The organism is Trebonia kvetii (genome assembly GCF_007827045.1).
Taxonomy (GTDB): Bacteria; Actinomycetota; Actinomycetes; order Streptosporangiales; family Streptosporangiaceae; genus Trebonia; species Trebonia kvetii.
Genome location: NZ_RPFW01000007.1, coordinates 552,041 through 577,644, shown reverse-complemented (window position 1 = coordinate 577,644; position 25,604 = coordinate 552,041). Strand labels below are relative to the sequence as shown.

The window sequence follows — 25,604 nt, the reverse complement described above, 5'->3', positions numbered from 1 at the left end:
TGTGAGCGGCGCCTCACGACGGTACCTGCGGAGGTGCCAGTGCGACGCGTGCTGCTGCTTAACGTTACCTACGAGCCACTTACCACCGTCGGTCTCCGGCGGGCCGTCTGCCTTGTCCTCGGCGAGAAGGCAGAGATCGTTCATCACGACTCCGGCGGGCGCATGCTGCACGCCGCCACGGTGCAAGTGGTCACCCCGTCCGTCATCAGGCTTCGCAGGTACATACGCATCCCGCAGCGCAACCGGGTCCCGCTGACCAGGGCGGCGCTGATGCGTCGAGATAACTACCGCTGCGCCTACTGCGGCCGGCACGGCGAGACGATTGACCACGTGATCCCGCGCAGCCGTGGCGGCACGCACGCCTGGGAGAACTGCGTCGCCGCTTGCCAGATGTGCAATCACCGCAAGGCCGACCGCCTGCTATCAGAACTCGGCTGGACCCTTCCCGTTGCGCCCGGTGTCCCGAAAGGAGCGCACTGGCGCCTCATCGGTGCTGAATTTGACGGTGACCCCCAGTGGGAGGCCTACCTGCGTACGTCGGCGGCCTTATTCGCTTGGCGGACACGCCACCGCGCGCCGGTGAGGTAACCAGGCGCGCGGCGGCCTGTCTGAGCCGGGAATGCCGGTCAGGCGTGGCGCTGGCCGGTGACGTCGTACAGGTGGTGCACGGGGTCGTGGATGAAGTAGCGGGCGAACGTTTCGATCGTGAACGCCGCGCCGTCGCTGCGGCGGCCAGGGCGCTCCCAGAGGGGGCCGGTGACGGTGCGGAAGCGGGCCGCGATGGCCCGCGCCGCTGAGTCGAGTTCGCCGGACACCATGGCCGGGTCCTGAGTGTCGTAGCGGTCCGCGACCGCGGTGTCATCCTGATTCCAGTTCGGGTAGAGCGGGTCGTCCTCGGTCAGCATCAGCACGAGCCGGTAGTCGTACAGCCGCAGCACGTCGCGCACGTGGCAGCCGTATTCGAGCGCGGACCACTTGCCGGGCTCCGGCCGCCGCACCGCGTCCGGCGCGGCAAGCGGTGCGTGCCAGGCCTCCGCGTTGGCCAGGATCATCGCCGGGATGTCCTCGCGGGCGACGGTGGTCGTGTCAAGCCCGCACTCCGGGCACGGACGCCGCAGCACCCATGTCCAGTCCTTCTCATCAGGAACGATCGTCACGCCCTCAACCCTAAACGGCGGCAGGTAACCCATCGACGGCGCATGACACAGAGACCCCGCCGCGCGGCGCCATGGGCCACATTGATCCGGAAAGGAAATGCGTTAAGAAAGCCTCTTCCTGGATATTGATGCCGGTGATATAAACACATCAATGCGCGCGCATGCTGTAATCGGTCGGACACTTGGAGTAGTCAGTGCGTCCATCACGCATGCTCGCCGTTGGCGTGCCCGCGCTCGCCGCGGGGCTCACCGCCGCCCTCATCGGCGCGGGAATACCAGCACAAGCCGCCGCGGCCGTCAATTACGTCGCCCTCGGCGACTCCTATTCATCGGGGGTCGGCGCGGGCGGTGCAACCGGATCCTGCGCTCAGAGTCCGCACGCCTATCCGGAGCTGTGGGCCGCGGCAAATCCCGTCGCGTCGTTCAAATTCGCCGCGTGCTCGGGCGCACGGGCCGCCGATGTCATCAATAATCAGCTGTCGTCACTCAGCGCATCGACAACGCTGGTGAGCATAACCATCGGCGGCAACGACGTCGGCTTTTCCTCGATCATGCAATCCTGCGTACGCGACTCGACAAGCGCCTGTGAAAGCGCCGTCGCCGCGGCCGAGAAAATCGCGAGCACCACGCTCCCCGGCCAGCTCAACACCGTACTGGCCGGCATTCGCGCACAGGCGCCCAACGCGAAGGTCGTCGTCCTCGACTATCCGGACTTCTACGACCTCGGCGCCTGGTTCTGCATCGGCCTGTCCAGCGCCGACCACCAGGCACTCGACACTGGCGTCGACATCCTGGACGGCGTGATCAAGAAAGCGGCGCTGGCGAACGGCGATGCGTTCGCCGACGTCCGCTCCGCCTTCTCCGGCCACGAACTGTGCGACTGGGGCGCCTGGCTGCACTCGGTCACCTGGCCGATCGGCAACTCCTACCACCCGACCGCGTCCGGCCACCAGGACGGCTACCTTCCGGTGTTCAGCGCCGCGGCAAGCAAGGCCGGCCTGTAAGGCCGGCGATACGCGGTGGCCCGTGATGATCGGCGGCCCGTGCCAGTTCACGCAGTGCTAGTTCACGCACAGGCAGAACGGGTGCCCCGCCGGGTCGAGAAACACCCGGAAGGTCGTGCCTGGCTGGTACTCGTGCTTGACGGCGCCGAGCTCGAGCACCGCCGCCTCGGCGGCGTCGAGGTTGTCGACGATCACGTCGAGGTGCATCTGCTGCGGCACCTGCTGGTCGGGCCAGACGGGCGGCGTGTATCCCTCCTTCACCGCCTGGAACGAGATGCAGTTGCCGTTGTCCGCGCGGATCTGGCCCCAATCAGGCGAGGACTCCTCGACCTTCCAGTCAAGGAGCGCGCCGTAGAAGGCTGCGAGCGCCGCTGGGTCGGGACAGTCGATGACGAAGCTTGGGTAGCGTGCGATAGCCATGCCAGGCACGCTATGCCCGGTCCCTGACGTTCTACGTCCGGGATCACACTAGGCGTGGCTGGCGTCGCCGTCCGGCTGCGAGGCGGCGGCGGCCAGCTTCCGCAGCCGTGCCGCCTCGCTTGGCAGCAGGTTCGGGTCGGTGAGCCGCATCCGGATCGCTGTCGTCCGCCAGGTCTCGTTGAGCGGCCCGGCGGCGCGGACGAATGACCGGGCGAACGCCGACTGCAGCGTGCGTGCCATCGCGGCGCGGACGGGCGGCAGCGGAACCTCCGAGAAGCCGACGATGACCCAGGTCAGCGCGACATCGGCGATGGCGGGACCGCGCGCCGCCCCCTCCCAGTCGATGATCATCGGACCGCGTTCGGTGTGGATCACGTTTTGCGGGTGCAGGTCACGGTGGAGCAGCGCGTCGCCGTCGGCCGGCCCGGTCCAGCCGGGCAGCGTCGCGAGTTCGGGAAGGCCGGACAGCGGCACCGCGTGGACCAGTTCATGCAGCCGCGCGAGCAGCCTTGCCTGCGCGTTCACCGTCCACGGCCGGCGCCCAAGGGTGTCGAGCATCGTGGGCCCGGCGGCACGCTCCATCACGATGTCGGCGCCCGACACGTCGAACACCTCGGGCACGGGCACGCCAGACGCGCGTGCCCGCGTCATGATCAGCGCCTCCGCGCCGACTCGTTCCGCATCGCGGGCGTCCCGGTACCGGCGCAGCACCCGGCCGTCTCCGAGGTCATAAACGTCGGCGTTCCTGCCGGCTCCGATAAGCGTGCCCGGCACCGCGGCGGTCATGCTGCCGAGTCTGGCACGGCACGGAGCGCCGGGCTACCGGTTAGCGCGCGAGCACGAGCCCGCGCGCCAGCCGCGCGCCAACCGTGAAACCGCGCGTGTTACTGACCGTGGATGAGCACGCCGCGGATGTTCTTGCCCGCCACCAGGTCGGCGTACCCCTGGTTGACCTGAGACAGGGTGTACCGCGAGGTCACCAGTTCGTCGAGCTTGAGCTGGCCGGCCTGATACAGGTCGAGCATCTTCAGGATGTCGCGCTGCGGGTTGCCCGAGCCGAACAGGCTGCCCTTGATCGTCTTCTCGAACAGCGTCAGCACCGCGCCCGACACGTGGACGGTCAGCTTGGCCGGGTTGGCCAGGCCGGTGACCACCACGACGCCGCCCTTGCCGACCACATCGAAGGCGGCGGAGACGACGTCCTCGTCCACCACGCCCACGGTCACCAGTGCCTTGTCCGCGCCCTGGCCCCTGGTCATCTCCACGACGGCGGCCTGCGCCGCCGTGGCTGACTCGAACGCGTGCGTGGCGCCGAACCGCAGCGCGGTCTCCCGCTTGAACTCAAGCGGGTCCACGACGACCACGTTCTTGGCCCCGGCGTGCATCGCGCCCTGGACGGCGTTGATGCCGATGCCGCCGATGCCGTAGATCACGACGGTGTCGCCGGCCCGGACGTCGCCCGCGTACACCGCGGTGCCCCACCCGGTCGGCACGCCGCAGCCGACAAGCACTGCGGTCTCCAGCGGGAGCGAATCGTCGACCTTGACCACCGAGTGCTGCGAGATGGTGGAGTATTCGGCGAACGTGCCGAGCATGCACATCTGCCCGTAGTCGGTGTCGCCGGAGTGGAAGCGGAAGCTCCCGTCGGGGAACGACCCGTACAGGATGGTGGCGCCCATGTCGCATAGGCTCTGGTGCCCGGTGGCGCAGTAGCGGCAGGCGCCGCAGTTGGGGATGAACGAGCACACGACATGATCGCCAGGCGCCACCTTCGTCACGCCGGGTCCGACCTCCTCGATGATCCCGGCGCCCTCGTGACCGCCGACGATCGGGAACCGGGGCACCAGGTCCCCGTCGGTCAGGTGGAGGTCGGAGTGGCATAGCCCGGCAGCGACGTAGCGGATGAGCACCTCGCCCGGGCCCGGGCCGTCGAGGTCGAGTTCGGTGATCTCGAACGGTGCCTTCACGTCGTGCAGTACAGCGGCCTTGACCTTCATCGCTGGCTAACCTCCTCGTTCGCCTTGCTGTGCTGTCGATTCTCCCCCCGATCCAGCGGGCTTACCAGGCCCGTCGGCGAGACGCCCGCGAAACGCGCGCGCCGACGACAAACGCGACGGCGAATGCGACGGCGAACGCGACGACAAACGCGAGACGTAGAGGCGGTGGCCGATACCTAACTTCCTGCGGGGAGGGGTAACGTTCAGACATGACCACCACCACTGCTGCGCCCTTCGGCCGGCTGATGACGGCCATGATCACTCCGATGACCCACGACGGCGCGGTCGACTACGACGGCGCGGCCACCCTGGCCGCCTACCTCGTGACCGACATGCGCAACGAGGGTCTTGTCGTCAACGGCACCACCGGTGAGGCGCCGACGACGACCGACGAGGAGAAAAAGCGCCTGATCGAGGTGGTCCGCGAGGCCGTCGGCCCGGACGTGAGCATCGTGGCCGGGGTCGGCACGAACATCACCGCCCACACCATTGAACTCGCCAGGCAAGCCGAGTCGGCAGGAGCGGACGGACTGCTCGTCGTCACGCCTTATTACAACAAGCCAGCGCAGGACGCCCTGGCCGCCCACTTCACGGCCGTCGCCGACAGCACCGGCCTGCCGATGCTGATCTACGACATTCCAGGCAGATCAGCCGTCGCGGTAAGCACCGACACGCTGGTCAAGGTCGCGGCGCACCCGCGGATCGTCGGTGTCAAGGACGCCAAGGGCGACCTGGCCGCGACCTCGCAGGTGCTGTCCCGCACCGATCTGGCCTATTACTCGGGCGACGACGCGGTGAACCTTCCGCTGTGGTCGGTCGGCGCGCTCGGCGCGATCAGCGTCACCGGCCATGTGGTCGGCGACCGCATCCACGAGATGCTCGACGCGTTCACCGCGGGCCGTACCGCGGTGGCCACGAAGCTGCACCTGTCCATGCTGCCCGTCAACGTCGGGCTGTTCCGCAACCAGGCGGCCGTGCTGACCAAGGCGGCGCTCGAGATGCTCGGCCTGCCGGGCGGCGGTGTGCGCGGACCGCTGCTCGCCGCCAGCGCGGAAGAACGGCACAAACTCCGGGAGGATCTCATCGCCGGCGGGGTCAAACTTCAGGAGAATGTCGGCGACGGGGCTGCCCGGTGAGCCACCCGCACCCGGAACTGCCACCTCCCCCGGCACTCCCGAGCAACGGCCTGCGCGTCATCGCGCTCGGCGGACTCGGTGAGATCGGCCGGAACATGACCGTCTTCGAGTACCAGGGCCGGCTCCTCATCGTCGACTGCGGCGTGCTGTTCCCCGAGCCGGACCAGCCGGGCGTCGACCTGATCCTGCCGGACTTCCGTTACCTCGAGGACCGGCTCGGCGACGTGGAGGCGCTGGTCCTCACGCACGCGCACGAGGACCACATCGGCGCGGTGCCCTACCTGCTGCGCGAACGCGCCAACATACCGCTCGTCGGGTCGCGGCTGACGCTTGCCCTGGTGAAGTCCAAGCTCACCGAGCACCGCCTCACCCCGGAAGTATCCGAGGTGAAGGAGGGAACGACGCACTCGTTCGGGCCCTTCGATCTTGAGTTCTTCGCGGTGAACCACTCGATTCCCGACGCGCTCGCCGTGGCGATCAAGACCCCGGCCGGCGTGGTATTGCACACCGGCGACTTCAAGATGGACCAGCTGCCGCTCGACGGGCGGCTGACCGACCTGGCCGGGTTCGCGCGGCTGGGCGGCGAGGGCGTCGACCTGCTGCTGTCGGACTCGACCAACGCCGAGGTGCCGGGGATCGTCCGCTCCGAGCGGGACATCGCGCCGGTGCTCGACGAGGTGTTCGCCAACGCGGCGCAACGGATCATCGTGGCCTGCTTCGCCTCGCACGTGCACCGGGTGCAGCAGGTGCTCGACACCGCGGCCAAGCACCGCCGCAAGGTCGCCTTCGTCGGCCGCTCCATGGTCCGCAACATGGGCGTCGCCCGCGACCTTGGCTACCTGCGGGTTCCTGGCGGCATGCTGATCGACCTGCGCGACGCGGAGGAGATGCCGCCCGGCGAGGTGGTGCTGATCTCCACCGGGTCGCAGGGCGAGCCGATGTCCGCGCTGTCCCGGATGGCGGGCAGGGACCACCCGATCCGCATCGCGGCCGGCGACACGGTGATCCTCGCCTCCAGCCTGATCCCAGGCAACGAGACCGCCGTTTACCGGGTGATCAACGGGCTGACCAGGCTCGGCGCCCGCGTGGTGCACAAGGAGTCTTCCCTGGTGCACGTGAGCGGCCACTCGCCGGCCGGCGAGCTGCTCTACGTGCTCAACCTGGTCAAGCCGCGCAACTTCATGCCGGTGCACGGCGAGTGGCGGCACCTGCGGGCGCATGCCAGGCTCGCCAGCCTGACCGGGGTGCCAGACGACCGGATCGTCATCGCCGAGGACGGAGTCGTCGTGGACCTCGTCGACGGCAAGGTCGGCATCTCCGGCGCGGTGGACTGCGGCTACGTCTACGTGGACGGCCTGACCGTCGGCGAGGTGACCGAGTCTCAGCTCAAGGACCGGCGCATCCTCGGCGACGAGGGCTTCATCTCGGTGATCATGGTCCTCGATTCGTCGAGCGGCAAGATCGTCGGCGGCCCGGAGATCCACACCAGGGGATCGGGCATCGACAACGCGGCGTTCTCCACCGACGTGCTGCCCAAGCTGATCGACGCACTCGAGCGCGCGGCGAACGATGGCGTCACCGACACGCACGCGCTGCGCCAGCTGACGCGACGGGTGATCGGCAAGTGGGTGAGCGACAACTACCGTCGCCGCCCGATGATCATCCCGGTGGTCGTCGAGGTCTAAGCCGAGGCCTACGCCGAGCTCTAAGTACCGCTCAGGCCTGAGCGCCGCCACGCGGCGCACTTGGCCTGAGTGTCGACGCCGGTCTTACCAGGCGGGAGCGCCGAAGATGCCGCGGTACTGCGGCCGCGGCCGCTGCCGCATCCGCTCCCGCCAGCCGGCCTTCTTGCCTGCGGTGACCTGGTGCTCTCTGAGGATCTCGCCCGCGTGCCTGGCGATCTCGGCGAGTTCGGCGTGTAGCTTGCGCACCTCGCGTGCGCCCCAGATCGGGGAGCTGAACCGATGGTGGGTAATCGCCGTCACCATGAGAAACCGCGCGTCCGCCGAGTCGACGCGGCCATCCAGCCAGTCAGTTCGCTCCCTCATGCCCATTCCCTGCCCTTGCCCGCGACGCCGCCCGCGACGCTGTCGAAGCCGTAAGAAAGTCGTGTGTAACCTGTCTGAAAACGTAGAAAGGCCGTTCGAAAACGAACGGCTTAGGCGGCCATGGACGAGTCCAGGCCGTCAAAGCACGGTGTGACTGGGTGGCACTGCCCCCGACGCCGGTATCGGCGGACGGCCACCGTCACGAAAGGATAACGCGCGCCAGGCGTCAAGGCATCCCAAACCGGCGCCGTTGAACGGAGTTAATTACCGATGCCCTCGCGGGACATCAGCGCGCTGCCGAGCCGCCGCGCCATGCCGGACGCGAAGAGCACGGCGAGCACCGCCACCGCCAGCCAGACGCCGGCCACGATCGGGAACCAGGCGAAGTCGCCGCTCGGGTACGGCCACACGTTCCGGTAGATCGTGTAGCCGAGGACGACGAGCCCGGCGATCGGAATGATCACCTGCCACATCGGCACCGAAGGCATCGCCCGCTGCACGAACACCAGCAGCGTCATGCCGATGACGGCGAGCACGTAGACCACGAGCAGGATCAGCGTGCCGATCGTCCCTGACCAGAGGAACGCGTTGTGCGCCACGGACGACGGCTGCGTCGACACCGCGACGTAGACCACGTAGATGATGACGGCCATGACCGTCACGAGGCCGGTCGCGTAGGCGGGGGTGCCCCACCGGCTGTGCGCCGCGCCGATGTGCCGCTCGCCGAAGGAGTCTCGCGACATGGCGTAGAACAGCCGTGACGCGCCGACCACGCAGGCCAGGCAGCAGCCGAAGGCGGAGACGGTGGTGCCCGCGGTGATCAGGTCGCCGACCCAGGAGCCGATGTAGGAAGAACCGAGGTCGCCGAGCAGCGACCCCGACGACGCGAACGCGGTCAGCCCCTTGGCCGAGGTGCCGAAGCCCATCACCTCCACGGCGGTGACGACCACGAAGTAGATGCCGCCGAAGATCGCCACGCCCAGGATGGCCCGCGGGATGTCCCGCTTCGGGCGGTGCGCCTCCTCGCCGAGCGTCGCGGACGCCTCGAACCCGGCGAACGACAGGAATCCGAAGACCACGCCGAGGAACAGCGCCGACACCGACGAGCTCGGATCCGGGTCGAACACCGACCAGGTGAACGTCGACCCGCCGGGAGCGGTGTGCGACAGCAGCTTGACGAGCACCACCACGGTGACGATCAGGATCAGCGCGACCGTGCACACCTCCACGATCAGCAGCACGTTGGTGCCGCCGCGTGCGGGCAGCGCGGCGAGCACCAGCGCGAGCGCGAGCGCCACGCCGACGAACAGGATCGGCGCCCAGGCCGGCTGGTTCGTCCAGACGCCGAGCGAGTCGAGCAGCTGGGCGGCGAAGATCCCGGCCGCGCCCGCCGTCGTCACCGCGTAGAACACGTAGGTCCCGGCGAGTCCCCAGCCCGCGATCACCCCGGTCCGCGGCCCGAGTGTCGCGCCGACGAACGCGTACACCGACCCGGCGTGCTGGTAGTACTGGCACAGCCGGACGAACGTGTAGGCCACGAACAGCACGCCGACCGCCGCGATCAGGAACGCGAGCGGCACCGCCCGTCCCGCCCCCGCCGCGCCCTGCGGGTTGATGTTCGCCGCCATCGACGGCGCCATCAGCGCGAGCGACAGGCCCACCGCCTGCCAGACATTAAGGGAGCGCTTGAGCCCCGGTTTGGTCGCGGAGTCCTTCTGGACTGGGGCCGTTGCCATCGCTACCTCCGGGAAGCGTGATCGCTAACAGCAGTTTGCGTGACAAATCCCGATACGGGAAGGGGGAAATGTGACGGGAGTCGCCTCCGGGCCCAAGGGCTACGAACAAGATCATCCCGACTCCCGCTGCCGCAATCGCCGCGTCAAGGCGATGAAAGCGAATACGCGGGCACATCCGGGCCCGCCGCGGTGTTAATAGGGTGACGGGTTCCCTTCCTGGTGGCACCATCGAGGGAACGCACACGAGCTTGGAGGACGATGAGGACAACCTTCGGTGAGCGGTTCGGCACCGCCGGCGATCTGAACAATGCCACGGGCGACTATGACCTCGAGGACCGGCACGCGCTGCGCCGCGTCGCGGGGCTCTCCACGGAACTCACCGACATCACCGAGGTCGAGTACCGTACCCTGCGCCTGGAGCGCGTGGTGCTGATCGGGGTCTGGACGGAAGGCACCCAGGAGAGCGCGGAGAACTCGCTGCTCGAACTGAGCCGGCTCGCCGAGACCGCTGGCTCTGTCGTGCTCGACGGACTGATCCAGCGCCGCGGCCGGGTCGACCCGGCCACCTATGTGGGCGCGGGCAAGGCGAGCGAGCTCGCCGGCATCGTGTCCGCGACCGGAGCCGACACCGTGATCTGCGACGGTGAGCTCAGCCCCAGCCAGCTGCGCCGCCTTGAGGGCGTGGTCAAGGTCAAGGTGATCGACAGGACCGCGCTGATCCTCGACATCTTCGCACAGCACGCGAAGAGCCGCGAGGGCAAGGCCCAGGTAGAGCTCGCTCAGCTCCAGTACATGCTGCCGCGACTGCGCGGCTGGGGTGAGTCGATGTCCAGGCAGGCCGGCGGCCGGGTGGCCGGCGGCGGCGGCATCGGCACCCGCGGTCCCGGTGAGACCAAGATCGAGACCGATCGGCGGCGGATCAGGACGCGGATCTCGAGGCTGCGCGGCGAGATCGCCGGCTTCAAGATCGGCCGGGAGGTGCAGCGCGGCCAACGACGCAGGCACGCCGTCCCTTCCGTAGTCATCGCCGGCTACACCAACGCGGGCAAGTCCAGCCTGCTCAACGCGCTGACCGGTGCGGGCGTGCTGGTGGAGGACGCGCTATTCGCCACCCTCGACCCGTCTGTGCGCCGGGCGAAGACCCCGGGCGGCCGGCCGTTCACGCTGACTGACACGGTCGGGTTCGTCAGGCACCTGCCACACCAGCTGGTGGACGCCTTCAGGTCCACCCTGGAGGAGGCGAAGGACGCCGACCTGATCCTGCACGTGGTCGACGGCTCAGACGCCGACCCGCAGGCGCAGCTGGTGGCCGTGCGCGAGGTTCTCGCGGAGATCGGCGCGCAGAACGTGCCGGAGCTCGTTGTGATCAACAAGATCGACGATGCGGACCCGGTGGCGCTCAAGGCGCTCCAGCTCCGCGAGCGGAACTGCGTGCTCGTCTCGGCGAAGACCGGCGAGGGCCTCGACGGTCTGCGCGCGGTGATCGAGGAGGGGCTGCCCGATCGCGACCACGTGGTCCGGGTGAGCGTCCCCTACAGCCGGGGCGACCTGGTGGCGCGGGCGCACGAGGCAGGCGAGGTGACAAGGACCGAGCACGGGCCGGACGGGACCTTCCTCGAGGCCAGGGTTCCACCGGAGCTCGCCGCCGAGTTGCAGCGCTTCGCAGTGGCCTAGCAGGCGGCATTCTCCCGGGGGGACGACCCCCCATACTGCCCGGTGGGGGTGTGGTTGGCTGCTCCGCGGGAGGCGAACGATTGCCTCCCGCAGGGCGGCCCGCAGGTTACCAGTGAGTAGATAAGGGTTACCTCCGGTTTTCACGAAAGGGCTTGTAAGGGACCCCTTTGGTGCAATACCGTGACGGAACCGATATGTAAGACGGATCGCGCAACTCGGTGCCAATCACACCGGCGTGCGGTCCGTCTGCCCGTAGTTACGGTCAGCGCCGACGTCTTACTCCTCGCATGGCAGGTGGCCGCTCATGATGGCAGGAACCTTCCCTCGTGGTTCCCGGTACGGGTGGGTGACCCCGTGACCGCCCGGCTGCTTACCAGCATCGGCCGGCTGTGGACCGGGTCCGAGATCATCAGCAACGCCGCCATCTTGATCAGCGACGACCGCATCGCCTGGGTAGGGCCGTCCGCCGAGCTGCCGCGCAGCGTTCCCGGCGTCGTCGACGACATCGTCGACGTGGACCTGGTGGAGAACCTGGGCGGCGGCCTGGTGACGCCCGGCCTGATCGACGCGCACACGCACCCCGTCTACGCGGGCAACCGCTACGCGGAACTCGCCATGCGGTCCACCGGCCTGTCGGACGCGGAGATCTCCGCGGCGGGCGGCGGCATCTCCTCCACGATCACCGTGACGAGGGGCACCGACCCCTGGACGCTGTGCAATCACGTCAGGGAGCGGCTAGCCTGCTGGCTGCAGTCGGGGACCACGACGATCGAGGCCAAGACCGGCTACCACCTCACCAGGGACGGCGAGCTCGCCGACGTGCGGATGCTCCGCTCGCTCGAGAACGAGCAGGGCATGCCCCGGGTGCACGTCACGTTCTACGCGGCGCAGACGGTGCCGCCCGAGTACTTCGGCCGCCGCAGCGACTACATCGACGCGGTCTGCTCGTGGTGCGCGGACGCCGCGGCCGTGGGCGCCAACAGCGTCGACGTCAACTGCGAGGACGGCAGGTTCACCGAGGAAGAGGCCCGCTGGATTCTCAACGCGGGCCGCCGCGCGGGGCTGCTGCCCCGGATGCACGCCTCGGGCAACCACCGCGGCGGCGCGGCGCGTGTCGCCGCCGAGCTCGGCTGCGCGTCGGCCGACCTGCTGCACGCGGCGACCGACGAAGACGTCGCGGCGCTGTCCCGCGGCGGTGTGGCCGCCGTCGTCACCCCGGGCTCCGCGCTTCAGGCGGGCACCCGCCCGCCGGTCCGCGCCCTGCTCGACAAGGGCGTACCCGTCGCGCTCGGCTCCGACCACACGCCGGGCGGCGTCGGCATCACCTCGATGCCCCTGGTCATCAGCCTGGCCGTCAACTACCTCGGCATGTCCATCGCCGAGGCGCTGCGCGCCGCCACCCTGGGCGGCGCCTACGCCCTGCGCGCCCCGGACCGCGGCGCCATGGTCCGCGGCCGCCTCGCCGACATCGTCCTCTGGGACGCCGATCACGAGGGCGCCTTCGCCTGGAACTACGGCCTGTCCCCCCGCCGAGTCTGGCGCGGCGGCGACCCGGTCGCTCTCTGACCGATTCTCTTTCCCGCTATCCATCATCTTGCGCTACAGCCGCGGCAATCCTCGGTTCGGCGAAGACAGTGGACGTTTGGGTACATCCCCGTGTACCCAGACGTCCACTGTCTTGCGTTGCGGTCGTCGGCGCGCCGCATCCCGGGGGCGTGGCATGCTTGCTGGCATGGCGAATCTGGTGCCGGTCACGCTTGTCGTGGGCGAGGAAGAGTTTCTCGTCGACCGGGCGGTGCGGGAGGCGCTGGCTCAGGCCAGGGCCGCGCTCGCGGAGTCCGCAGGCGGCAGTGAGGGCGGCGACCTGCACGACCTGGAGGCGTCCGCACTGGGCCACGGAGAGCTGGCGTCGCTGACCTCGCCGAGCCTGTTCGGCGGCGGGGCGACCGTGATCGTCAGGAACGCGCAGCACGCCGCCAAGGAGATCGCCGCCGACCTGACCAAGTACGCCGCCAGCCCGGCGCCCGACGCGGCCGTCATCATCACGCACGCGGGCGGCGCGAAGAACAAGGCGCTCGTCACCGACCTGGCCAAGGCCGGCGCGCGGCAGGTTGACTGCCCGAAGCTGACCCGGCCGAGCGAGCGGACGGACTTCGTCCGCGCCGAGTTCAAGCGGGCCGGCCGCCAGGCCGACTCAGAGGCGGTCCGCGCCCTGCTCGACTCGGTCGGCGGTGACCTGCGCGAGCTCGCCAGCGCCGTCAGCCAGCTCGCCTCGGACACCGAGGGCAGGATCGGCGCGGCCACCGTCGCCAGGTATTACCGCGGCCGCGCGGAGGCGACCGGCTTCAGCGTGGCCGACCACGCCGTCGAGGGCCGGCTCAACGAGGCGCTTGAGCAGCTCCGCTGGGCGCTGTCCACGGGCACCGCCCCGGTCCTGATCACCAGCGCGCTCGCCACCGGAGTGCGGCTGCTCGGCCGGGTCGGCGCCGCGTCGCGCAATGCCAACCCGAACGCCCTGGCCGCCGAGGTCGGCGCGCCGCCGTGGAAGATCGACAGGATCCGCCAGCAGCTGCGCGGCTGGCACCCGGACGGCGTGGCGAGGGCCCTGCAGGCGGTCGCCGAGGCCGATGCCCAGGTCAAGGGCGGCGGCGTCAGCCCCGAATACGCGCTGGAACGTGCCGTCCGCCAGATAGTCGCCTACCGCGCCGCCACGCGCTGAGCGCAGCCGTACACGGGCACGCCAAAACGCCGGGTCGCCATCAGGCGCCCGGCGTGGCGGGGAAGCGAGAGCTTAGGCCGCAGCCAGCTCGGCGAGCCGCTTGGCGATCGCCGACTTGCGGTTCGCGGCCTGGTTCTTGTGGATGACGCCCTTGGACACGGCCTTGTCGAGCTTGCGGGACGCGACGCGCATCGCGTCGGTCGCGGCCTCGACGTTGCCCGAGTCAACGGCCTCGCGGAACTTGCGCACGTGGGTGCGGAGCTCGGACTTGACGGCCTTGTTGCGCTGGTGCGCCTTCTCGTTCGTCTTGATGCGCTTGATCTGCGACTTGATGTTCGCCACGCGAATACGTCCTTTATCGGTTCTGAAGTCTGCTTGCCCGCCCAGGGAACGGCCTGCCCGCCCGGAGCGGCAGCATGAGAAGTGGGCGCGAACATGAAGGATAGCCGAAGCCGCGCCGCTACCTCAAACCAACCCATGCATCCAGGCACGACGAATGGCGGCTGCCGCTTTCACCGTCGGTACCCGGGAGCATCGCGCGAGGACCGCGCCTGGGTCACTGTACCCTGATCATGGAGGACACCCGCGTGCCAGGCAACGCCCCGCGAAGGTCCCGCCCACCCCGCGCAGTAGGCAGCAAACTCGCACGTTCATGGAAGCATGGTGGCAATGAGCGATCCGGTCCCGGCCAAGGACCAGGCCAAGGAGCAGGCCAAGGCCCAGGGCAAGGCCCCGGCGCTGGCCAGCACCGCCAAGGCCCCGGCACCGGCCAGCACCGACCAGGCCGTGATCCGCAACTTCTGCATCATCGCTCACATCGACCACGGCAAGTCAACGCTTGCCGACCGGATGCTGCAGCTGACCGGGATCGTGGACGCCAGGCAGATGCGCGCGCAGTACCTGGACCGGATGGACATCGAGCGCGAGCGCGGCATCACGATCAAAAGCCAGGCGGTGCGGCTGCCCTGGCAGAAGGACGGCGTCCACCACGTCCTGAACATGATCGACACCCCCGGCCACGTCGACTTCACCTACGAGGTGAGCAGGTCACTTGAAGCCTGCGAGGGCGCCGTCCTCCTCGTCGACGCCGCCCAGGGCATCGAGGCGCAGACGCTGGCCAACCTCTACCTGGCCATCAACGCGGACCTCAAGATCATCCCGGTGCTCAACAAGATCGACCTGCCAGCCGCGCAGCCCGAGCGCTACGCGCAGGAGCTGAGCGCCATCATCGGCTGCGATCCGAGCGAGGTGCTCAAGGTCTCCGCGAAGACCGGGGAGGGCGTCAAGGAGCTGCTCGACACCATCGTCGAGCAGATCCCGCACCCCACGGGCGACCCCAATGCCCCGGCCCGCGCGCTTATCTTCGACTCCGTCTACGACACCTACCGGGGCGTCGTCTCCTACGTGCGCGTCGTCGACGGCAAGTTTTCCAGGCGTGAGCGGATGCTGATGATGTCCACCCAGGCCGTCCACGAGACCCTGGAACTCGGCGTGATCAGCCCTGAGCCGATACCGTCCGACGGCCTCGGCGCCGGCGAGGTGGGCTATTTCATCTCCGGCGTTAAGGACGTCCGCCAGGCCCGCGTCGGCGACACGATCACCACGACAAGCAATAAAGCAAGCGAACCGCTGGCCGGCTACGACCACCCCAAGCCGATGGTCTTCTCCGGCCTCTACCCGGTCGACGGAGACGAGTACCCGGAGCTGCGCGACGCCCTGGACAAGCTGCAACTCAACGATGCGGCGCTGGTCTACGAGCCCGAGACGAGCACCGCGCTCGGCTTCGGCTTCCGCTGCGGCTTCCTCGGCCTGCTGCACATGGAGATCGTCAGGGAGCGGCTCGAGCGCGAGTTCGACCTGAGCCTCATCTCCACCGCGCCGAACGTCGTCTACCGCGTCGTCATGGAAAGCGGCCTTGAGCTCAAGGTGACCAACCCGAGCGACTTCCCCGGCGGCATCGACGGCTTCGGCGCACCGCAAGGGCCCAAGGGCAACACCGGCGGCAAGATCAAGGAAGTCTACGAGCCCATCGTTAGGGTCACGATCATCTCGCCGTCCGACTACATCGGCACGATCATGGAGCTGTGCCAGTCGCGGCGCGGCATTCTCAAGGGCATGGACTACCTGTCCACCGACCGGGTCGAGATCCGTTACACGATGCCGCTCGCGGAGATCATCTTCGACTTCTTCGACCAGCTCAAGTCCCGGACCAGGGGCTACGCGAGCCTCGACTACGAGCCGGACGGCGAGCAGGTCGCCAACCTCGTCAAGGTGGACATCCTGCTCCAGGGCCAGCCGGTGGACGCGTTCAGCCAGATCGTGCACGCGGACAGCGCCCGCGAGTACGGCCTGTCGATGACGGCCAAGCTCAAGGAGCTCATCCCGAGGCAGCAGTTCGAGGTGCCGATCCAGGCGGCGGTGGGATCACGGATCATCGCCAGGGAGAACATCCGCGCGCTCCGCAAGGACGTCCTGGCCAAGTGCTACGGCGGTGACATCACCCGCAAGCGCAAGCTGCTTGAGAAGCAGAAGGAAGGCAAGAAGCGGATGAAGACCATCGGCCGCGTCGAGGTCCCCCAGGAAGCCTTCGTGGCCGCCCTGTCCACCACCCAGCCAGACAAGACCTCGAAATAGCATCAGCTCTCCAGCCCTCGTCCGGCCGTAAGGCCGGACATCGGGGGGTACGGGGGGTCGTCCCCCCGGGAGATACTCAGCTAGCTAGCGCGCGATACGATGGCGCCCTTTGCATCGCGCGCTAGCTAGCTGTGCGCTATCCCGAACAAGAGGATTAGCACCCAAAGCGAGACCCACAGGTAGCCGAGGACGAGGCCGGCGATGGCCATGCCGTCGCCGCGGTCCCCGCTCCGCCTGATCTGCCCGCGCGCCACGTGGCCGAGGATGATAGCGGGGATGCCGCCGAAGAACGGCACGATGCCGCAGACAAGCGAGCCGATCGCGAAGCCGTTGGTGCGCTGGATCATGATCGGCGAGTAGTACGCCTGCTGGTACGGCATCACCTGGGCGGCCGGGGCGCCGGGGCCGGCGGGCAGGTCGGCGACCACCATGTTCAGGTCGCCGTAGGTCCGCGCCGTCAGCGCCCGTGCCGACCGCTCGTCGAACTCACCCTTGGTCAGCCGTCCCTCCATGAAGCCGGCCTTGAGCACGTCCATGGTCCGCTCCCTGTCGGCGGCAGCGGCGAGCATGCCCGGCTGCACGTAGCGCGCGTGCGGGCCGTACGGGTAGGGCGGGTAGACAGGAGGGCCGCTGTACGGCGCTGGCCCGTAGGACGGCGGGCCGTATCCGGCCCGGGCGGCCGGCGGGTGCGGCGTCTGAGGCGGAGGCTGCGGCGACTGGGGCGGCGGCTGATGCGGCTGGTGCGGCTGCATAGGCGTCGTCAGCGGCGTCGTTGGCGGCAACGGCACGTCGTTAGAACTAGGCCCCGGATCTGAAGTCACCAGTACCTCCCGCCGCATTGTTCCGACTACAGCTTATCCTCGGCTCTATGCCAAGAACGCTGCCGGATGGTGAACCGGTTCCCGATGACGGATCTCTGCCACCAAGCGCGATCCAAGGATTCGGTCATCCCCCGTTCGGCGTTTACGTACACGTGCCATTCTGCCGCACTCGCTGCGGCTATTGCGATTTCAACACCTACACCGCCGCCGAGCTCGGCGGCGGCGCGAGCCAGGCCGCCTATCCGGCCCTGATCTCCCAGGAAGTCGATCTGGCAGTCACAGTGCTGCCGTCAACGGCCAACCGCGTCAGCGCCATCTTCTTCGGCGGCGGAACGCCAACCCTGCTCGCGCCGGACGCGATCGGCGGAATTGTCAGGAAAATTGACGATACCTTCGGCCTGGCGGGCGACGCGGAAGTCACCGTGGAGGCGAACCCGGAAACGGTCGGCCCGGCCGAACTGGAATCGCTGCGCGCGAACGGGGTCACCAGGCTCTCGTTCGGTATGCAAAGCGCGGTTCCGCACGTGCTGCGGGTCCTCGACCGCGAACATCAGCCGGGCAGGCCGGTCGATTGCGTGCGCTGGGCCCGCGAGGCGGGCTTCGAGCACGTCAGCCTCGACCTGATCTACGGCACGCCGGGGGAGAGCGACGACGACTGGCGACGGTCGCTGACCGCCGCCGTCGACGCGGGCCCGGACCACATTTCGGCGTACGCGCTGATCGTCGAGGAGGGCACGCGGCTCGCGGCCAAGGTGCGCAGGGGCGAGATCAGCCCGCCGGACGACGACGCGATGGCCGACCGCTACCAGCTGGCCGACGAGTTGCTCGGCGCGGCCGGCTTCACCTGGTACGAGCTGTCCAACTGGGCGACGAGTGACAAGGGTCACTGCCGTCACAACATGCTCTACTGGACCGGCGGCGACTGGTGGGGCTTCGGCCCCGGCGCGCACAGCCACGTGGGCGGCGTCCGCTGGTGGAACGTGAAGCACCCGTCTGCCTACGCGCAGCGGCTGGCCGCGGGCAACTCGCCCGCCGCGGCCCGCGAGCGGCTGACCGCCGCCGAGCAGAAGATGGAGGAGATAATGCTCCGCGCCCGGCTCGCCGAGGGCCTGCCGCTCTCCCTCCTCACCGCGACTGCCCTGGATAACACCGAACGGTTGCTCGATGACTCCCTCATCGACCGCGCCGCCTACGAATCCGGCAGGCTCGTGCTGACGCTGCGCGGCCGCCTCCTCGCCGACGCGGTGATCCGCGACCTGACGTAGGCGGCTACTCGCCGTCCGGCGCGGTCACGAAGTCGATCAGCTCCTCGACCCGGCCGAGCAGCTCCGGCTCCAGGTCCGCGTAGCTGCCGACTGAACGCAGGATGCGGCGCCACGCGGCGGCGACGTCGGCCTGCGACTCGTGCGGCCAGCCGAGCCGGGCGAGCACGCCTTCCTTCCACGAGAGCCCCCGCGGCACGTCCGGCCACGCCTTGATGCCCACGGCGCCGGGCTTGACCGCGGCCCAGATGTCGATGAACGGGTGCCCGACGACGAGCACGTTGGGGTCGTCGCCGACGGCGGCGGCGATCCTGCTTTCCTTGGACCCCTCGACCAGGTGGTCGACAAGCACGCCGAGCCGCCGTCCGTCTTCCGGCTCGAAATCGCGGACGATGGCGGCGAGGTCGTCGACGCCCTCCAGGTACTCCACGACGACGCCGACGTCGCGCAGGTCGTCGCCCCAGATCCGCTCTACGAGCTCAGCGTCGTGCTTGCCCTCGACGTAGATCCTGCTCGCCCTGGCGACCTTGGCCCGCTGCTGCGGCGCCGCGACAGACCCCGACGCGGTGCGGCGGCCGACATTGCCGAGGACCTCCGGCTTCGGCGCCGGCCGGATCAGCGTGACGCGCTTGCCGTCGAGCAGGAACGTGCCGGGCAGCGGGAACACCCGGCGCTTGCCGAACCGGTCCTCGAGCGTCACCGACCCGCGCTCGACCGCGACGACCGCGCCGCAGAACCGTCCCTCGAAGTCCTCGACGACCAGGTCGCGCTCCGCCTCGACCTCGGGAACCGGGCCTTGTCCCGGCTTTGGCCTGCGGTTTTCCGGTGCGAGGATGTCCCGTCCGTACTGCCTGCTGCGCACCGCTGCCGCCTCCTAGTCGTCAGTCTCGTTCGTCTCGTGACTCCCGGTAGCTCACGGCAGAGTAACGCACGCTCCAACGTTCTTGCCGTCAGGAAGCTCTCAAGAGTTAATAGAATTGGCACTCAGGGACAGCGAGTGCCAAGGAGGTGAACACGGTGCTAGACGAGCGCAAGCTGGCGGTACTGCGCGCGATTGTCGAGGACTACGTGTCCACCACCGAGCCGGTGGGATCGAAGTCGCTGGTAGACAGGCACGGTCTCGACGTGTCGCCAGCCACGATCCGCAACGACATGGCCGTGCTCGAGGAGCAGGGCTTCATCGCCCAGCCGCACACGAGCGCGGGCCGCATTCCGACCGACAAGGGCTACCGGCTGTTCGTCGACCGGCTGTCGTCGGTCAAGCCGATGTCGGCGGCCGAACGGCGGGCGATCGAGACGTTCCTGGCAGGCGCCTACAGCCTGGACGAGGTGGTGGCCCGCACGGTGCGCCTGCTCGCCCAGCTGACCAGGCAGGTCGCGGTCGTCCAGTACCCATCGCTGTCCAGGTCGTCGGTGCGGCACATCGAGCTGGTCTCGATCGCGCCCCAGCGGGTGCTGCTTGTGCTGATCACCGACACCGGCCGGGTAGAGCAGGCCGCCGTGGACCTGCCGGACACGGCGGAGCCGGAATCGATCGCACATCTGCGTGCGGTGCTCAACGCATGCCTCGACGGGCATAGGCTTGCCGATGCGGCCGCCACGGTGTCCGGCCTCGCGGACCGCATTCCCGTCCCCGAGCGGGCGAACGCTGGCGCAGTCTTCTCCGTGCTTCTCGACAGCCTCGCCGAGCGGCACGAGGAACGCGTGGTCTTCGCCGGCACCGCCAACCTGGCCGCCCCCGACTTTGGCAAGGGGCTTCGTGACGTCCTCGAAGCACTGGAGGAACAAGTGGTACTGATGCGGCTCCTCGGAGAGGCCGCAAGCCCGTCCGCCCTGACCGTAAGGATCGGCGCGGAGACCGGGCTGCAGGGGACGTCGGTGGTGTCCGCCGCCTACGGTGCGGGCGGGCAGGCCGTGGCCAAGCTCGGCGTGCTCGGGCCGACGAGGATGGACTACCCAGGAACGATGGGGGCAGTGCGTGCGGTGGCACGGTACGTCGGGCAGATTCTCGGGGAGTCATAGTGGCTGAGGACTATTACGCACTGCTCGGGGTCCGCCGCGACGCCTCGCAGACCGAGATCAAGAGCGCGTACCGCCGGCTGGCACGCGAACTGCACCCGGACGTCAACCCGGACCCGGACACGCAGGAGAAGTTCAAGGAGATCACCCAGGCCTACGAGGTCCTCGGTGACGCCGAGAAGCGCCAGATGTACGACCTGGGCGGCGACCCGTTCGCCGCGGCGGGCGCGGGTGCCGGCTTCGGCGGGTTCGGCTCGGCGGCCGGCTTCCCGTTCAGCGACTTCGTCGACGCGGTGTTCGGCGCGACGGGCGCGGGCACCACCCGCGGCCCGCGGTCCAGGGCACGGCGCGGCAGGAACGCCACGATCAGGATCGAGCTCGACCTGTCTGAGTGCGCGTTCGGCGCGACCCGCGAGCTCACTGTGGACACCGCCGTGGTCTGCCCGACCTGTTCAGGCGAGGGCACCGCGCCCGGCACCCACCCGGAGACCTGCCAGGTCTGCTCGGGCCGCGGCGAGATCAGCCAGGTGCGGCGGTCCTTCCTCGGCCAGGTGGTCACCACCCAGGCCTGCCCGAACTGCGGCGGCTTCGGCACGATCCTGCCCCGCCCCTGCCCGGAGTGCGACGGCGACGGCCGGGTGCGCACCAGGCGGACCATGAAGGTCAGGATCCCGGCGGGCGTCGAGGACGGCACGCACATTCAGCTCGCGGGCGAGGGCGAGACGGGCCCGGGCGGCGGCCCGCCCGGCGACCTGTTCCTCGAGGTCGTGCAGCGCCCGCACCCGATCTTCGAACGGCAGGGCGACGACCTGCATTGCACGCTGACGATCCCGATGGTGGCGGCGGCGCTCGGCGCGACCGTCTCCGTGGAGTCGCTCGACGGCCCGAACGACGTGGACATCCGCCCCGGCACCCAGTCCGGCCAGGTCATCCCGCTGTACGGGCTCGGCGTCAAGCACCTCAACGGCACCGGCCGCGGCGACCTAGTGATCCACGTCACCGTAGAGACCCCGAGCCGCCTCGACGCCGAGCAGGAGAAGCTGCTGCGCGACCTGGCCAAGCTCCGCGGTGAGGAGCAGCCCCCCGGCAAATTCCAGCCTGGGCAGCAAGGTTTTTTTTCTAGACTCCGCGACGCATTCAACGGGCGGTTATCCCGGTCTTTGATTCCGAACGGGTTCGCCTGACTCTGGCCCGCCGCGTGACTCTTCATTGCGTGGCGGAGCGGGCGACATTGCTTTGGTCAGTGCTGCCGCTGGCACTGGCGGAGCTAGTCTGGCCGGCATGGAATCGGGTGTGCCGGCGGCGGGGCCGCCGCTGTTTCTTGTGGCGGCGGGGGAGCTGACCGGGCCGGTCGTCATCTTGACTGGCCCTGAGGGGCATCATGCGGCCGTCGTGCGCCGCCTTCGCGTGGGTGAACGCGCGGACGTCACCGACGGGGCGGGGATCCTGGCCGAAGGCGTCGTCACCAGCGTTGGCAAGGATTCGGTCACGCTCGCCGTCAGTGCCCTGCACACGGTCCCGCCGCCTGAGCCGCGCCTCGCGGTGGCCCAGGCGCTGCCCAAGGGCGACAGGGGCGAGCTGGCCGTCGAGCTGATGACCGAGGTCGGCGTGGACGCCATCATTCCCTGGTCCGCCGAGCGGTCGATCACCAGGTGGCAGGCCGAGCGGGGCGAGAAGGCCCTCGGCAAGTGGCGGTCCACCGCGCGCGAGGCGGCCAAGCAGTCCAGGCGTCCGTGGCTTCCCGAGCTAACCGAACTGGCCACGACAGCCGCTCTCGCGAAGCGCGTGGCGGCCGCCGCCCGCGCCATCGTCCTTGAGGCGGACGCCGAATCCAGGCTGCACGAGCTTCCCCTGCCCGAGCGGGGCGAGCTGCTGCTCGTCGTCGGCCCGGAGGGCGGCATCAGCCCGGCCGAACGCGCCGCTCTCCGCGAGGCCGGCGCCATTGAGGCCCGTCTCGGCCCCACCGTGCTCCGCACCTCCACGGCCGGCGCCGCCGCGGCGGCCATCCTGCTCTCCCGGGCCGCCCGCTGGTAGCGCAGCACTCAGCGTCACGCTATTTGAGCCGGCGTTACGAGGACGGCGGGCTCGCCGTCGGGTTGCTGGTGGGCGTCGGCCCAGATGAGCCGTTGGCCGACAGGCTGCCGCTCGAGGTGGTGTCGGACGGGGTGGCCGAGGGGCTGGAGCTGTCGCTGGGCGAGCCCGACTCCGTCGGGGTGGACGAGGAGCTGTCCGTCGGCGTCGAAGTCGGCGTCGAGGTTGTTGCGGTGGCTGTCGGCGAGCTCGTGGGGGTGGGGGACGCCGTCGACGTCCCCGTGTCGGTCGGTGTCGCAGTCGCGGTCGGGGTGCCTGTCGCCGTCGGGCTCGGGGTGCTCGACGGGGCGGTGGACGGGCAGGCCGGTGCCGAATAGTACGGCAGCGCGGACGGGAGCGGGCTTGGCATAAGCGGGCCGGGAGCCTGCGCGCCCTTTGTACCTGAGCCGCCTGCGGAAGTCGTGCCCGACTGGGAGGCAGCAGGAGTCGCGCAAGTCGCGGCGGCGGAGGCGCTCACGGATCCGGCGCTCGACTGCATGGCGCCGCCGGAACTCCCGGTGCTCGAGCCGGCGCCTGGTGTATGGCCTGGGGTCGACGACGTGCTGTCCGTGGTCTGCGTGGCGTTGCCCAGGGCACCACCACCGCCGCCGTTCGGCGCGCTGCCGCCGTTCAGCACTGTCGAGCTCGCCTGGATGATCGCCTGGCGGAAGGGCTGAATGCCGAGGGACACACTCGCGATGACCGCGATTCCTGCCAGCACGACCACCGGCCGCAGCCAGCCGATGTTCCATTGCCGAAGAATCCCGCCCTCGGTTGCCGCGGCGTGCGGGATCAGCTGAATCCGCGGCCACGGAAGGTCCGCGGGCCGGGGGAGCGCCTCCGGCCAGGCCCAGTGACCGCGCCAGGTCCAGTACCTAATCCGCTCTCCGCCCGCGGCGAGCGTGCTCAGCAGCCATGGCCGTGGCGGCCGTCCGCCGATCCGGGTGCGGATGACCTGAAGCCCGTCACTGCCCGGCGTGATCTCGCTGACAGCGGCGGTGAGCGTCTGCCGCAGCGCCTCTTCCAGGCCGTTTTCTGATGCGGTCATGCCCTCACCAGGCCCGCGGGCCGCGTCATGACGTCTCCCGCTCGAGGATTGACTTGAGCGCCGCCATCGCCCGCGCCGTGTGGCTCTTGACGGCTCCCCGGCTGATCCCCATCGCCGCGGCGATGTCCGCCTCGGAGAAGTCCGCGTAGTACCGCAGCACAATGGCCTCCCGCTGCCGGAGCGGGAGCGAGCGCAGCGCCTCGGCCACCGCGGAGCGCTCTAGCAGCGCCATGGCGGCGTGCTCGGCGCTCGGCTCGTCCGGGGCCGGCTTTGGCGCGTGCATGTCCACGACCTTGCGGTGCCGCAGCACCGAGCGCGACCGGTTGACCACTGTCTGCCGGAGGTAGGACAGCGCCTTCTCCGAGTCGCGCAGCCGCCGCCACGCGAGGTGCATCGCCTCGAACGCGTCCTGCACCACTTCCTCGGCCGTCTGCACGTCGTGGACTAGCAGCACTGCGAGCCGGACCAGCTGGTTGTAGTGGCCGTTGTAGATCTCGGTGACGACCTCGGCGGCGTCCCAGACAGCGGATGCCGAGCGCGCCTGAGCGGTGAACGCCTCGGGGGCAAGCACCACCTCTGGCAGCAGCGCATTCGCCGCGAGTGTTTCCGTCACGTCAGTACGACGCGTTACGGCATCCGAAGGTTCACCTGCCACACTGAGGTTTCCGTCGTCCTTCTCCGGCGCGACCGCGACGTCGTCCAGCGCCGGGACAGTGACAGTGTCCACGGGCACGGCGGCGACGGTGTCAGCAGGCACGGCGGCGCCGAGGTACACGGCGCCGGTGACGATGCTCGCCCCGTTCGCGGCGACGGCGCTGTTGGCGACGGTTCCGCTGGACGCCGAAAGCCCGGACGGCGCCGCGGCATCGCCGGGCTCGCCGTTCGGGCAGCCGCCCACCGAGGACTCGTCAATCGTGCCCTCGTCCTGTTCGCCGATCGCGTCATCGATCGGCGCGCTTAGAAACCCGACCACCGCGGGGAGGCGGGCCGTATCAGCACCGCCCAGGAGGTGATCCACCGCCTGGCCGGCCATGCCGCCACCCACGGGCTCACCGGTCACGCCCGCGCCGATTCTCAATCACGGAACGCAACCAATTGCCTCGTTGCACCACGATTCTGCACTGCCCAACCCACATTCGGTAACTCCACCCCAGTAACCGCCGGAGGATTGCGGAAAGACAAGAATATCCGTCCCGCTGGGAGCAGGCAGCACTTATAAGGATCGAATCCGCCCCAGGGAAACCACGAGTAACAGCTACCGGCGAGTAGAAAGTTACAGGTGGGTGAATATTTTGTTTTCAGCGCGAACCTGAAGTCGACGTGAGTCTATATACGCATGTGGCGGCCCTGCTGTCCAGTGCCATCACGCAGAGTGAAGCCTGAGCCTGTCCGCTGCTGAGTCGTCCGGCACGCACGCGAGCGGTGCCTACTATGATCGAGGTGTGCCTGACTGCTTGTTCTGCGGAATCGCTGCCGGACAGATCCCGGCCACGGTAGTGCTTGACGGGAAGCGGATTCTCGCCTTCCGTGACATCAACCCTCAGGCGCCGACGCACGTCTTGGTGGTCCCCAGGGATCATTTCCCCAACGTGGCGGCCCTCGCCGCCGCGGGTGACGGCCAGCTCGACGAGCTCGTCAGCACGGCGCGCGACATCGCGGTCGCCGAGGGCATCGACGCGACCGGCTACCGGGTCGTCTTCAACACCGGCCAGGATGCCGGGCAGACTGTTGAGCACGTGCACGCGCACGTGCTCGGTGGCCGTCCGATGGCCTGGCCGCCCGGCTGACCGGCAGAGCGGGCCGTGGCACCCGCAAGCGGCCGTGACCGGCACCCTCGGCCGCTCCACACACCGCCCGAG

The 25,604-nt window shown here is 69.2% G+C and carries 25 protein-coding genes; 15 read left to right on the top strand and 10 right to left on the bottom strand.

Annotated features, from left to right (window positions below; translation table 11 throughout):
- Nucleotides 1-39: 39 nt before the first annotated feature.
- Nucleotides 40-588, top strand: a complete 549-nt coding sequence (locus EAS64_RS34670; protein WP_187366383.1) for an HNH endonuclease — start codon at nucleotides 40-42, stop codon at nucleotides 586-588.
- A 38-nt stretch (nucleotides 589-626) separates the two neighbouring features.
- On the opposite strand, the gene EAS64_RS34665 is transcribed toward EAS64_RS34670, so the two are convergent.
- Entirely contained in the window at nucleotides 627-1,157 is a 531-nt protein-coding gene (locus EAS64_RS34665; RefSeq protein ID WP_246115995.1) for a DinB family protein, read from the bottom strand.
- A 194-nt stretch (nucleotides 1,158-1,351) separates the two neighbouring features.
- Between EAS64_RS34665 and EAS64_RS34660 the strand changes: the two genes are divergently transcribed.
- Complete coding sequence (locus EAS64_RS34660) at nucleotides 1,352-2,161, top strand: SGNH/GDSL hydrolase family protein (protein WP_145859920.1); 810 nt, start codon at nucleotides 1,352-1,354, stop codon at nucleotides 2,159-2,161.
- A gap of 57 nt (nucleotides 2,162-2,218) precedes the next feature.
- Here EAS64_RS34660 and EAS64_RS34655 read toward each other — a convergent pair whose 3' ends face one another.
- The 3 genes from EAS64_RS34655 to EAS64_RS34645 all read right to left on the bottom strand — a co-directional run bounded on the left by EAS64_RS34655 (nucleotide 2,219) and on the right by EAS64_RS34645 (nucleotide 4,578).
- A complete protein-coding gene (locus EAS64_RS34655; protein ID WP_145859918.1) occupies nucleotides 2,219-2,581 on the bottom strand; it encodes a VOC family protein in 363 nt (120 codons plus the stop codon).
- 48 nt (nucleotides 2,582-2,629) lie between these two features.
- Nucleotides 2,630-3,367, bottom strand: coding sequence for a phosphotransferase (locus EAS64_RS34650; protein ID WP_145859916.1), 738 nt, complete (start codon nucleotides 3,365-3,367; stop codon nucleotides 2,630-2,632).
- Between the two features lie 98 nt (nucleotides 3,368-3,465).
- Nucleotides 3,466-4,578, bottom strand: a complete 1,113-nt coding sequence (locus tag EAS64_RS34645) for an NDMA-dependent alcohol dehydrogenase (protein WP_145859914.1) — start codon at nucleotides 4,576-4,578, stop codon at nucleotides 3,466-3,468.
- Between the two features lie 209 nt (nucleotides 4,579-4,787).
- Here EAS64_RS34645 and dapA point away from each other — a divergent pair, with 209 nt between their 5' ends.
- The gene (dapA, locus tag EAS64_RS34640; protein ID WP_145859912.1) at nucleotides 4,788-5,714 is read left to right on the top strand and encodes a 4-hydroxy-tetrahydrodipicolinate synthase; all 927 of its coding nucleotides are present in this window, start codon (nucleotides 4,788-4,790) and stop codon (nucleotides 5,712-5,714) included.
- Nucleotides 5,711-7,399 carry a ribonuclease J gene (locus EAS64_RS34635; protein ID WP_145859910.1) on the top strand — a complete coding sequence of 563 codons (1,689 nt, stop codon included), beginning with the start codon at nucleotides 5,711-5,713 and terminating at the stop codon, nucleotides 7,397-7,399. The genes dapA and EAS64_RS34635 overlap by 4 nt, the downstream gene beginning before the upstream one ends.
- Nucleotides 7,400-7,483: 84 nt before the next feature.
- Here the strand turns inward: EAS64_RS34635 and EAS64_RS34630 are convergent, their stop codons facing one another.
- Entirely contained in the window at nucleotides 7,484-7,762 is a 279-nt protein-coding gene (locus EAS64_RS34630; protein ID WP_145859908.1) for a hypothetical protein, read from the bottom strand.
- Nucleotides 7,763-8,022: 260 nt separating this feature from the next.
- Entirely contained in the window at nucleotides 8,023-9,498 is a 1,476-nt protein-coding gene (locus EAS64_RS34625; RefSeq protein WP_145859907.1) for an APC family permease, read from the bottom strand.
- Nucleotides 9,499-9,756: 258 nt separating this feature from the next.
- Here EAS64_RS34625 and hflX point away from each other — a divergent pair, with 258 nt between their 5' ends.
- From hflX to holA, 3 genes are all read left to right on the top strand, one after another.
- Nucleotides 9,757-11,172, top strand: a complete 1,416-nt coding sequence (gene hflX, locus EAS64_RS34620) for a GTPase HflX (RefSeq protein WP_145859905.1) — start codon at nucleotides 9,757-9,759, stop codon at nucleotides 11,170-11,172.
- Between the two features lie 354 nt (nucleotides 11,173-11,526).
- On the top strand, nucleotides 11,527-12,738 hold the full coding sequence (gene hutI, locus EAS64_RS34615; protein ID WP_145860051.1) for an imidazolonepropionase: 1,212 nt from the start codon (nucleotides 11,527-11,529) through the stop codon (nucleotides 12,736-12,738).
- A 166-nt stretch (nucleotides 12,739-12,904) separates the two neighbouring features.
- Nucleotides 12,905-13,891, top strand: coding sequence for a DNA polymerase III subunit delta (holA, locus tag EAS64_RS34610; RefSeq protein ID WP_222849815.1), 987 nt, complete (start codon nucleotides 12,905-12,907; stop codon nucleotides 13,889-13,891).
- Nucleotides 13,892-13,963: 72 nt separating this feature from the next.
- On the opposite strand, the gene rpsT is transcribed toward holA, so the two are convergent.
- On the bottom strand, nucleotides 13,964-14,233 hold the full coding sequence (gene rpsT, locus EAS64_RS34605) for a 30S ribosomal protein S20 (RefSeq protein ID WP_145859901.1): 270 nt from the start codon (nucleotides 14,231-14,233) through the stop codon (nucleotides 13,964-13,966).
- A 327-nt stretch (nucleotides 14,234-14,560) separates the two neighbouring features.
- On the opposite strand from rpsT, the gene lepA reads away from it, so the two are divergent.
- Nucleotides 14,561-16,525 (top strand): translation elongation factor 4, encoded by a 1,965-nt coding sequence (gene lepA / locus EAS64_RS34600; RefSeq protein WP_145859900.1) that lies wholly within the window; start codon nucleotides 14,561-14,563, stop codon nucleotides 16,523-16,525.
- Between the two features lie 125 nt (nucleotides 16,526-16,650).
- On the opposite strand, the gene EAS64_RS45220 is transcribed toward lepA, so the two are convergent.
- Nucleotides 16,651-17,346: a DUF1707 and DUF4190 domain-containing protein gene (locus tag EAS64_RS45220; protein WP_222849814.1), complete on the bottom strand. Its 696-nt coding sequence runs from the start codon at nucleotides 17,344-17,346 to the stop codon at nucleotides 16,651-16,653.
- Between the two features lie 47 nt (nucleotides 17,347-17,393).
- On the opposite strand from EAS64_RS45220, the gene hemW reads away from it, so the two are divergent.
- Nucleotides 17,394-18,611 (top strand): radical SAM family heme chaperone HemW, encoded by a 1,218-nt coding sequence (gene hemW / locus EAS64_RS34590; RefSeq protein WP_145859898.1) that lies wholly within the window; start codon nucleotides 17,394-17,396, stop codon nucleotides 18,609-18,611.
- Between the two features lie 4 nt (nucleotides 18,612-18,615).
- Here the strand turns inward: hemW and EAS64_RS34585 are convergent, their stop codons facing one another.
- Complete coding sequence (locus EAS64_RS34585; RefSeq protein WP_145859896.1) at nucleotides 18,616-19,470, bottom strand: DUF3097 domain-containing protein; 855 nt, start codon at nucleotides 19,468-19,470, stop codon at nucleotides 18,616-18,618.
- A gap of 155 nt (nucleotides 19,471-19,625) precedes the next feature.
- Between EAS64_RS34585 and hrcA the strand changes: the two genes are divergently transcribed.
- The 5 genes from hrcA (at nucleotide 19,626) to EAS64_RS34560 (ending at nucleotide 23,374) form a co-directional block, all read left to right on the top strand.
- Nucleotides 19,626-20,630 carry a heat-inducible transcriptional repressor HrcA gene (hrcA, locus tag EAS64_RS34580; protein ID WP_145860047.1) on the top strand — a complete coding sequence of 335 codons (1,005 nt, stop codon included), beginning with the start codon at nucleotides 19,626-19,628 and terminating at the stop codon, nucleotides 20,628-20,630.
- Nucleotides 20,630-21,811 (top strand): molecular chaperone DnaJ, encoded by a 1,182-nt coding sequence (dnaJ, locus tag EAS64_RS34575; protein WP_145859895.1) that lies wholly within the window; start codon nucleotides 20,630-20,632, stop codon nucleotides 21,809-21,811. Before hrcA ends, dnaJ begins: the two co-directional genes overlap by 1 nt.
- A gap of 97 nt (nucleotides 21,812-21,908) precedes the next feature.
- Nucleotides 21,909-22,661, top strand: a complete 753-nt coding sequence (locus tag EAS64_RS34570; protein ID WP_145859893.1) for a 16S rRNA (uracil(1498)-N(3))-methyltransferase — start codon at nucleotides 21,909-21,911, stop codon at nucleotides 22,659-22,661.
- A gap of 23 nt (nucleotides 22,662-22,684) precedes the next feature.
- Nucleotides 22,685-23,035 (top strand): hypothetical protein, encoded by a 351-nt coding sequence (locus tag EAS64_RS34565; RefSeq protein ID WP_145859891.1) that lies wholly within the window; start codon nucleotides 22,685-22,687, stop codon nucleotides 23,033-23,035.
- Nucleotides 23,036-23,119: 84 nt separating this feature from the next.
- Nucleotides 23,120-23,374, top strand: coding sequence for a hypothetical protein (locus tag EAS64_RS34560; RefSeq protein ID WP_145859890.1), 255 nt, complete (start codon nucleotides 23,120-23,122; stop codon nucleotides 23,372-23,374).
- 396 nt (nucleotides 23,375-23,770) lie between these two features.
- On the opposite strand, the gene EAS64_RS46395 is transcribed toward EAS64_RS34560, so the two are convergent.
- Nucleotides 23,771-24,316 carry a SigE family RNA polymerase sigma factor gene (locus EAS64_RS46395; protein ID WP_246116005.1) on the bottom strand — a complete coding sequence of 182 codons (546 nt, stop codon included), beginning with the start codon at nucleotides 24,314-24,316 and terminating at the stop codon, nucleotides 23,771-23,773.
- Between the two features lie 871 nt (nucleotides 24,317-25,187).
- Between EAS64_RS46395 and EAS64_RS34550 the strand changes: the two genes are divergently transcribed.
- Nucleotides 25,188-25,532, top strand: a complete 345-nt coding sequence (locus EAS64_RS34550) for a histidine triad nucleotide-binding protein (protein ID WP_145859888.1) — start codon at nucleotides 25,188-25,190, stop codon at nucleotides 25,530-25,532.
- Nucleotides 25,533-25,604 lie beyond the last annotated feature (72 nt).

What these genes read in the sequence shown, in the direction of transcription:
- EAS64_RS34655 (WP_145859918.1), bottom strand. Translation starts at nt 2,581, where the DNA reads ATGGCTATCGCACGCTACCCAAGCTTCGTCATCGACTGTCCCGACCCA.
- EAS64_RS34650 (WP_145859916.1), bottom strand. Translation starts at nt 3,367, where the DNA reads ATGACCGCCGCGGTGCCGGGCACGCTTATCGGAGCCGGCAGGAACGCC.
- EAS64_RS34645 (WP_145859914.1), bottom strand. Translation starts at nt 4,578, where the DNA reads ATGAAGGTCAAGGCCGCTGTACTGCACGACGTGAAGGCACCGTTCGAG.
- dapA (WP_145859912.1), top strand. Translation starts at nt 4,788, where the DNA reads ATGACCACCACCACTGCTGCGCCCTTCGGCCGGCTGATGACGGCCATG.
- EAS64_RS34630 (WP_145859908.1), bottom strand. Translation starts at nt 7,762, where the DNA reads ATGAGGGAGCGAACTGACTGGCTGGATGGCCGCGTCGACTCGGCGGAC.
- EAS64_RS34625 (WP_145859907.1), bottom strand. Translation starts at nt 9,498, where the DNA reads ATGGCAACGGCCCCAGTCCAGAAGGACTCCGCGACCAAACCGGGGCTC.
- hflX (WP_145859905.1), top strand. Translation starts at nt 9,757, where the DNA reads ATGAGGACAACCTTCGGTGAGCGGTTCGGCACCGCCGGCGATCTGAAC.
- holA (WP_222849815.1), top strand. Translation starts at nt 12,905, where the DNA reads ATGGCGAATCTGGTGCCGGTCACGCTTGTCGTGGGCGAGGAAGAGTTT.
- lepA (WP_145859900.1), top strand. Translation starts at nt 14,561, where the DNA reads ATGAGCGATCCGGTCCCGGCCAAGGACCAGGCCAAGGAGCAGGCCAAG.
- hemW (WP_145859898.1), top strand. Translation starts at nt 17,394, where the DNA reads ATGCCAAGAACGCTGCCGGATGGTGAACCGGTTCCCGATGACGGATCT.
- EAS64_RS34570 (WP_145859893.1), top strand. Translation starts at nt 21,909, where the DNA reads ATGGAATCGGGTGTGCCGGCGGCGGGGCCGCCGCTGTTTCTTGTGGCG.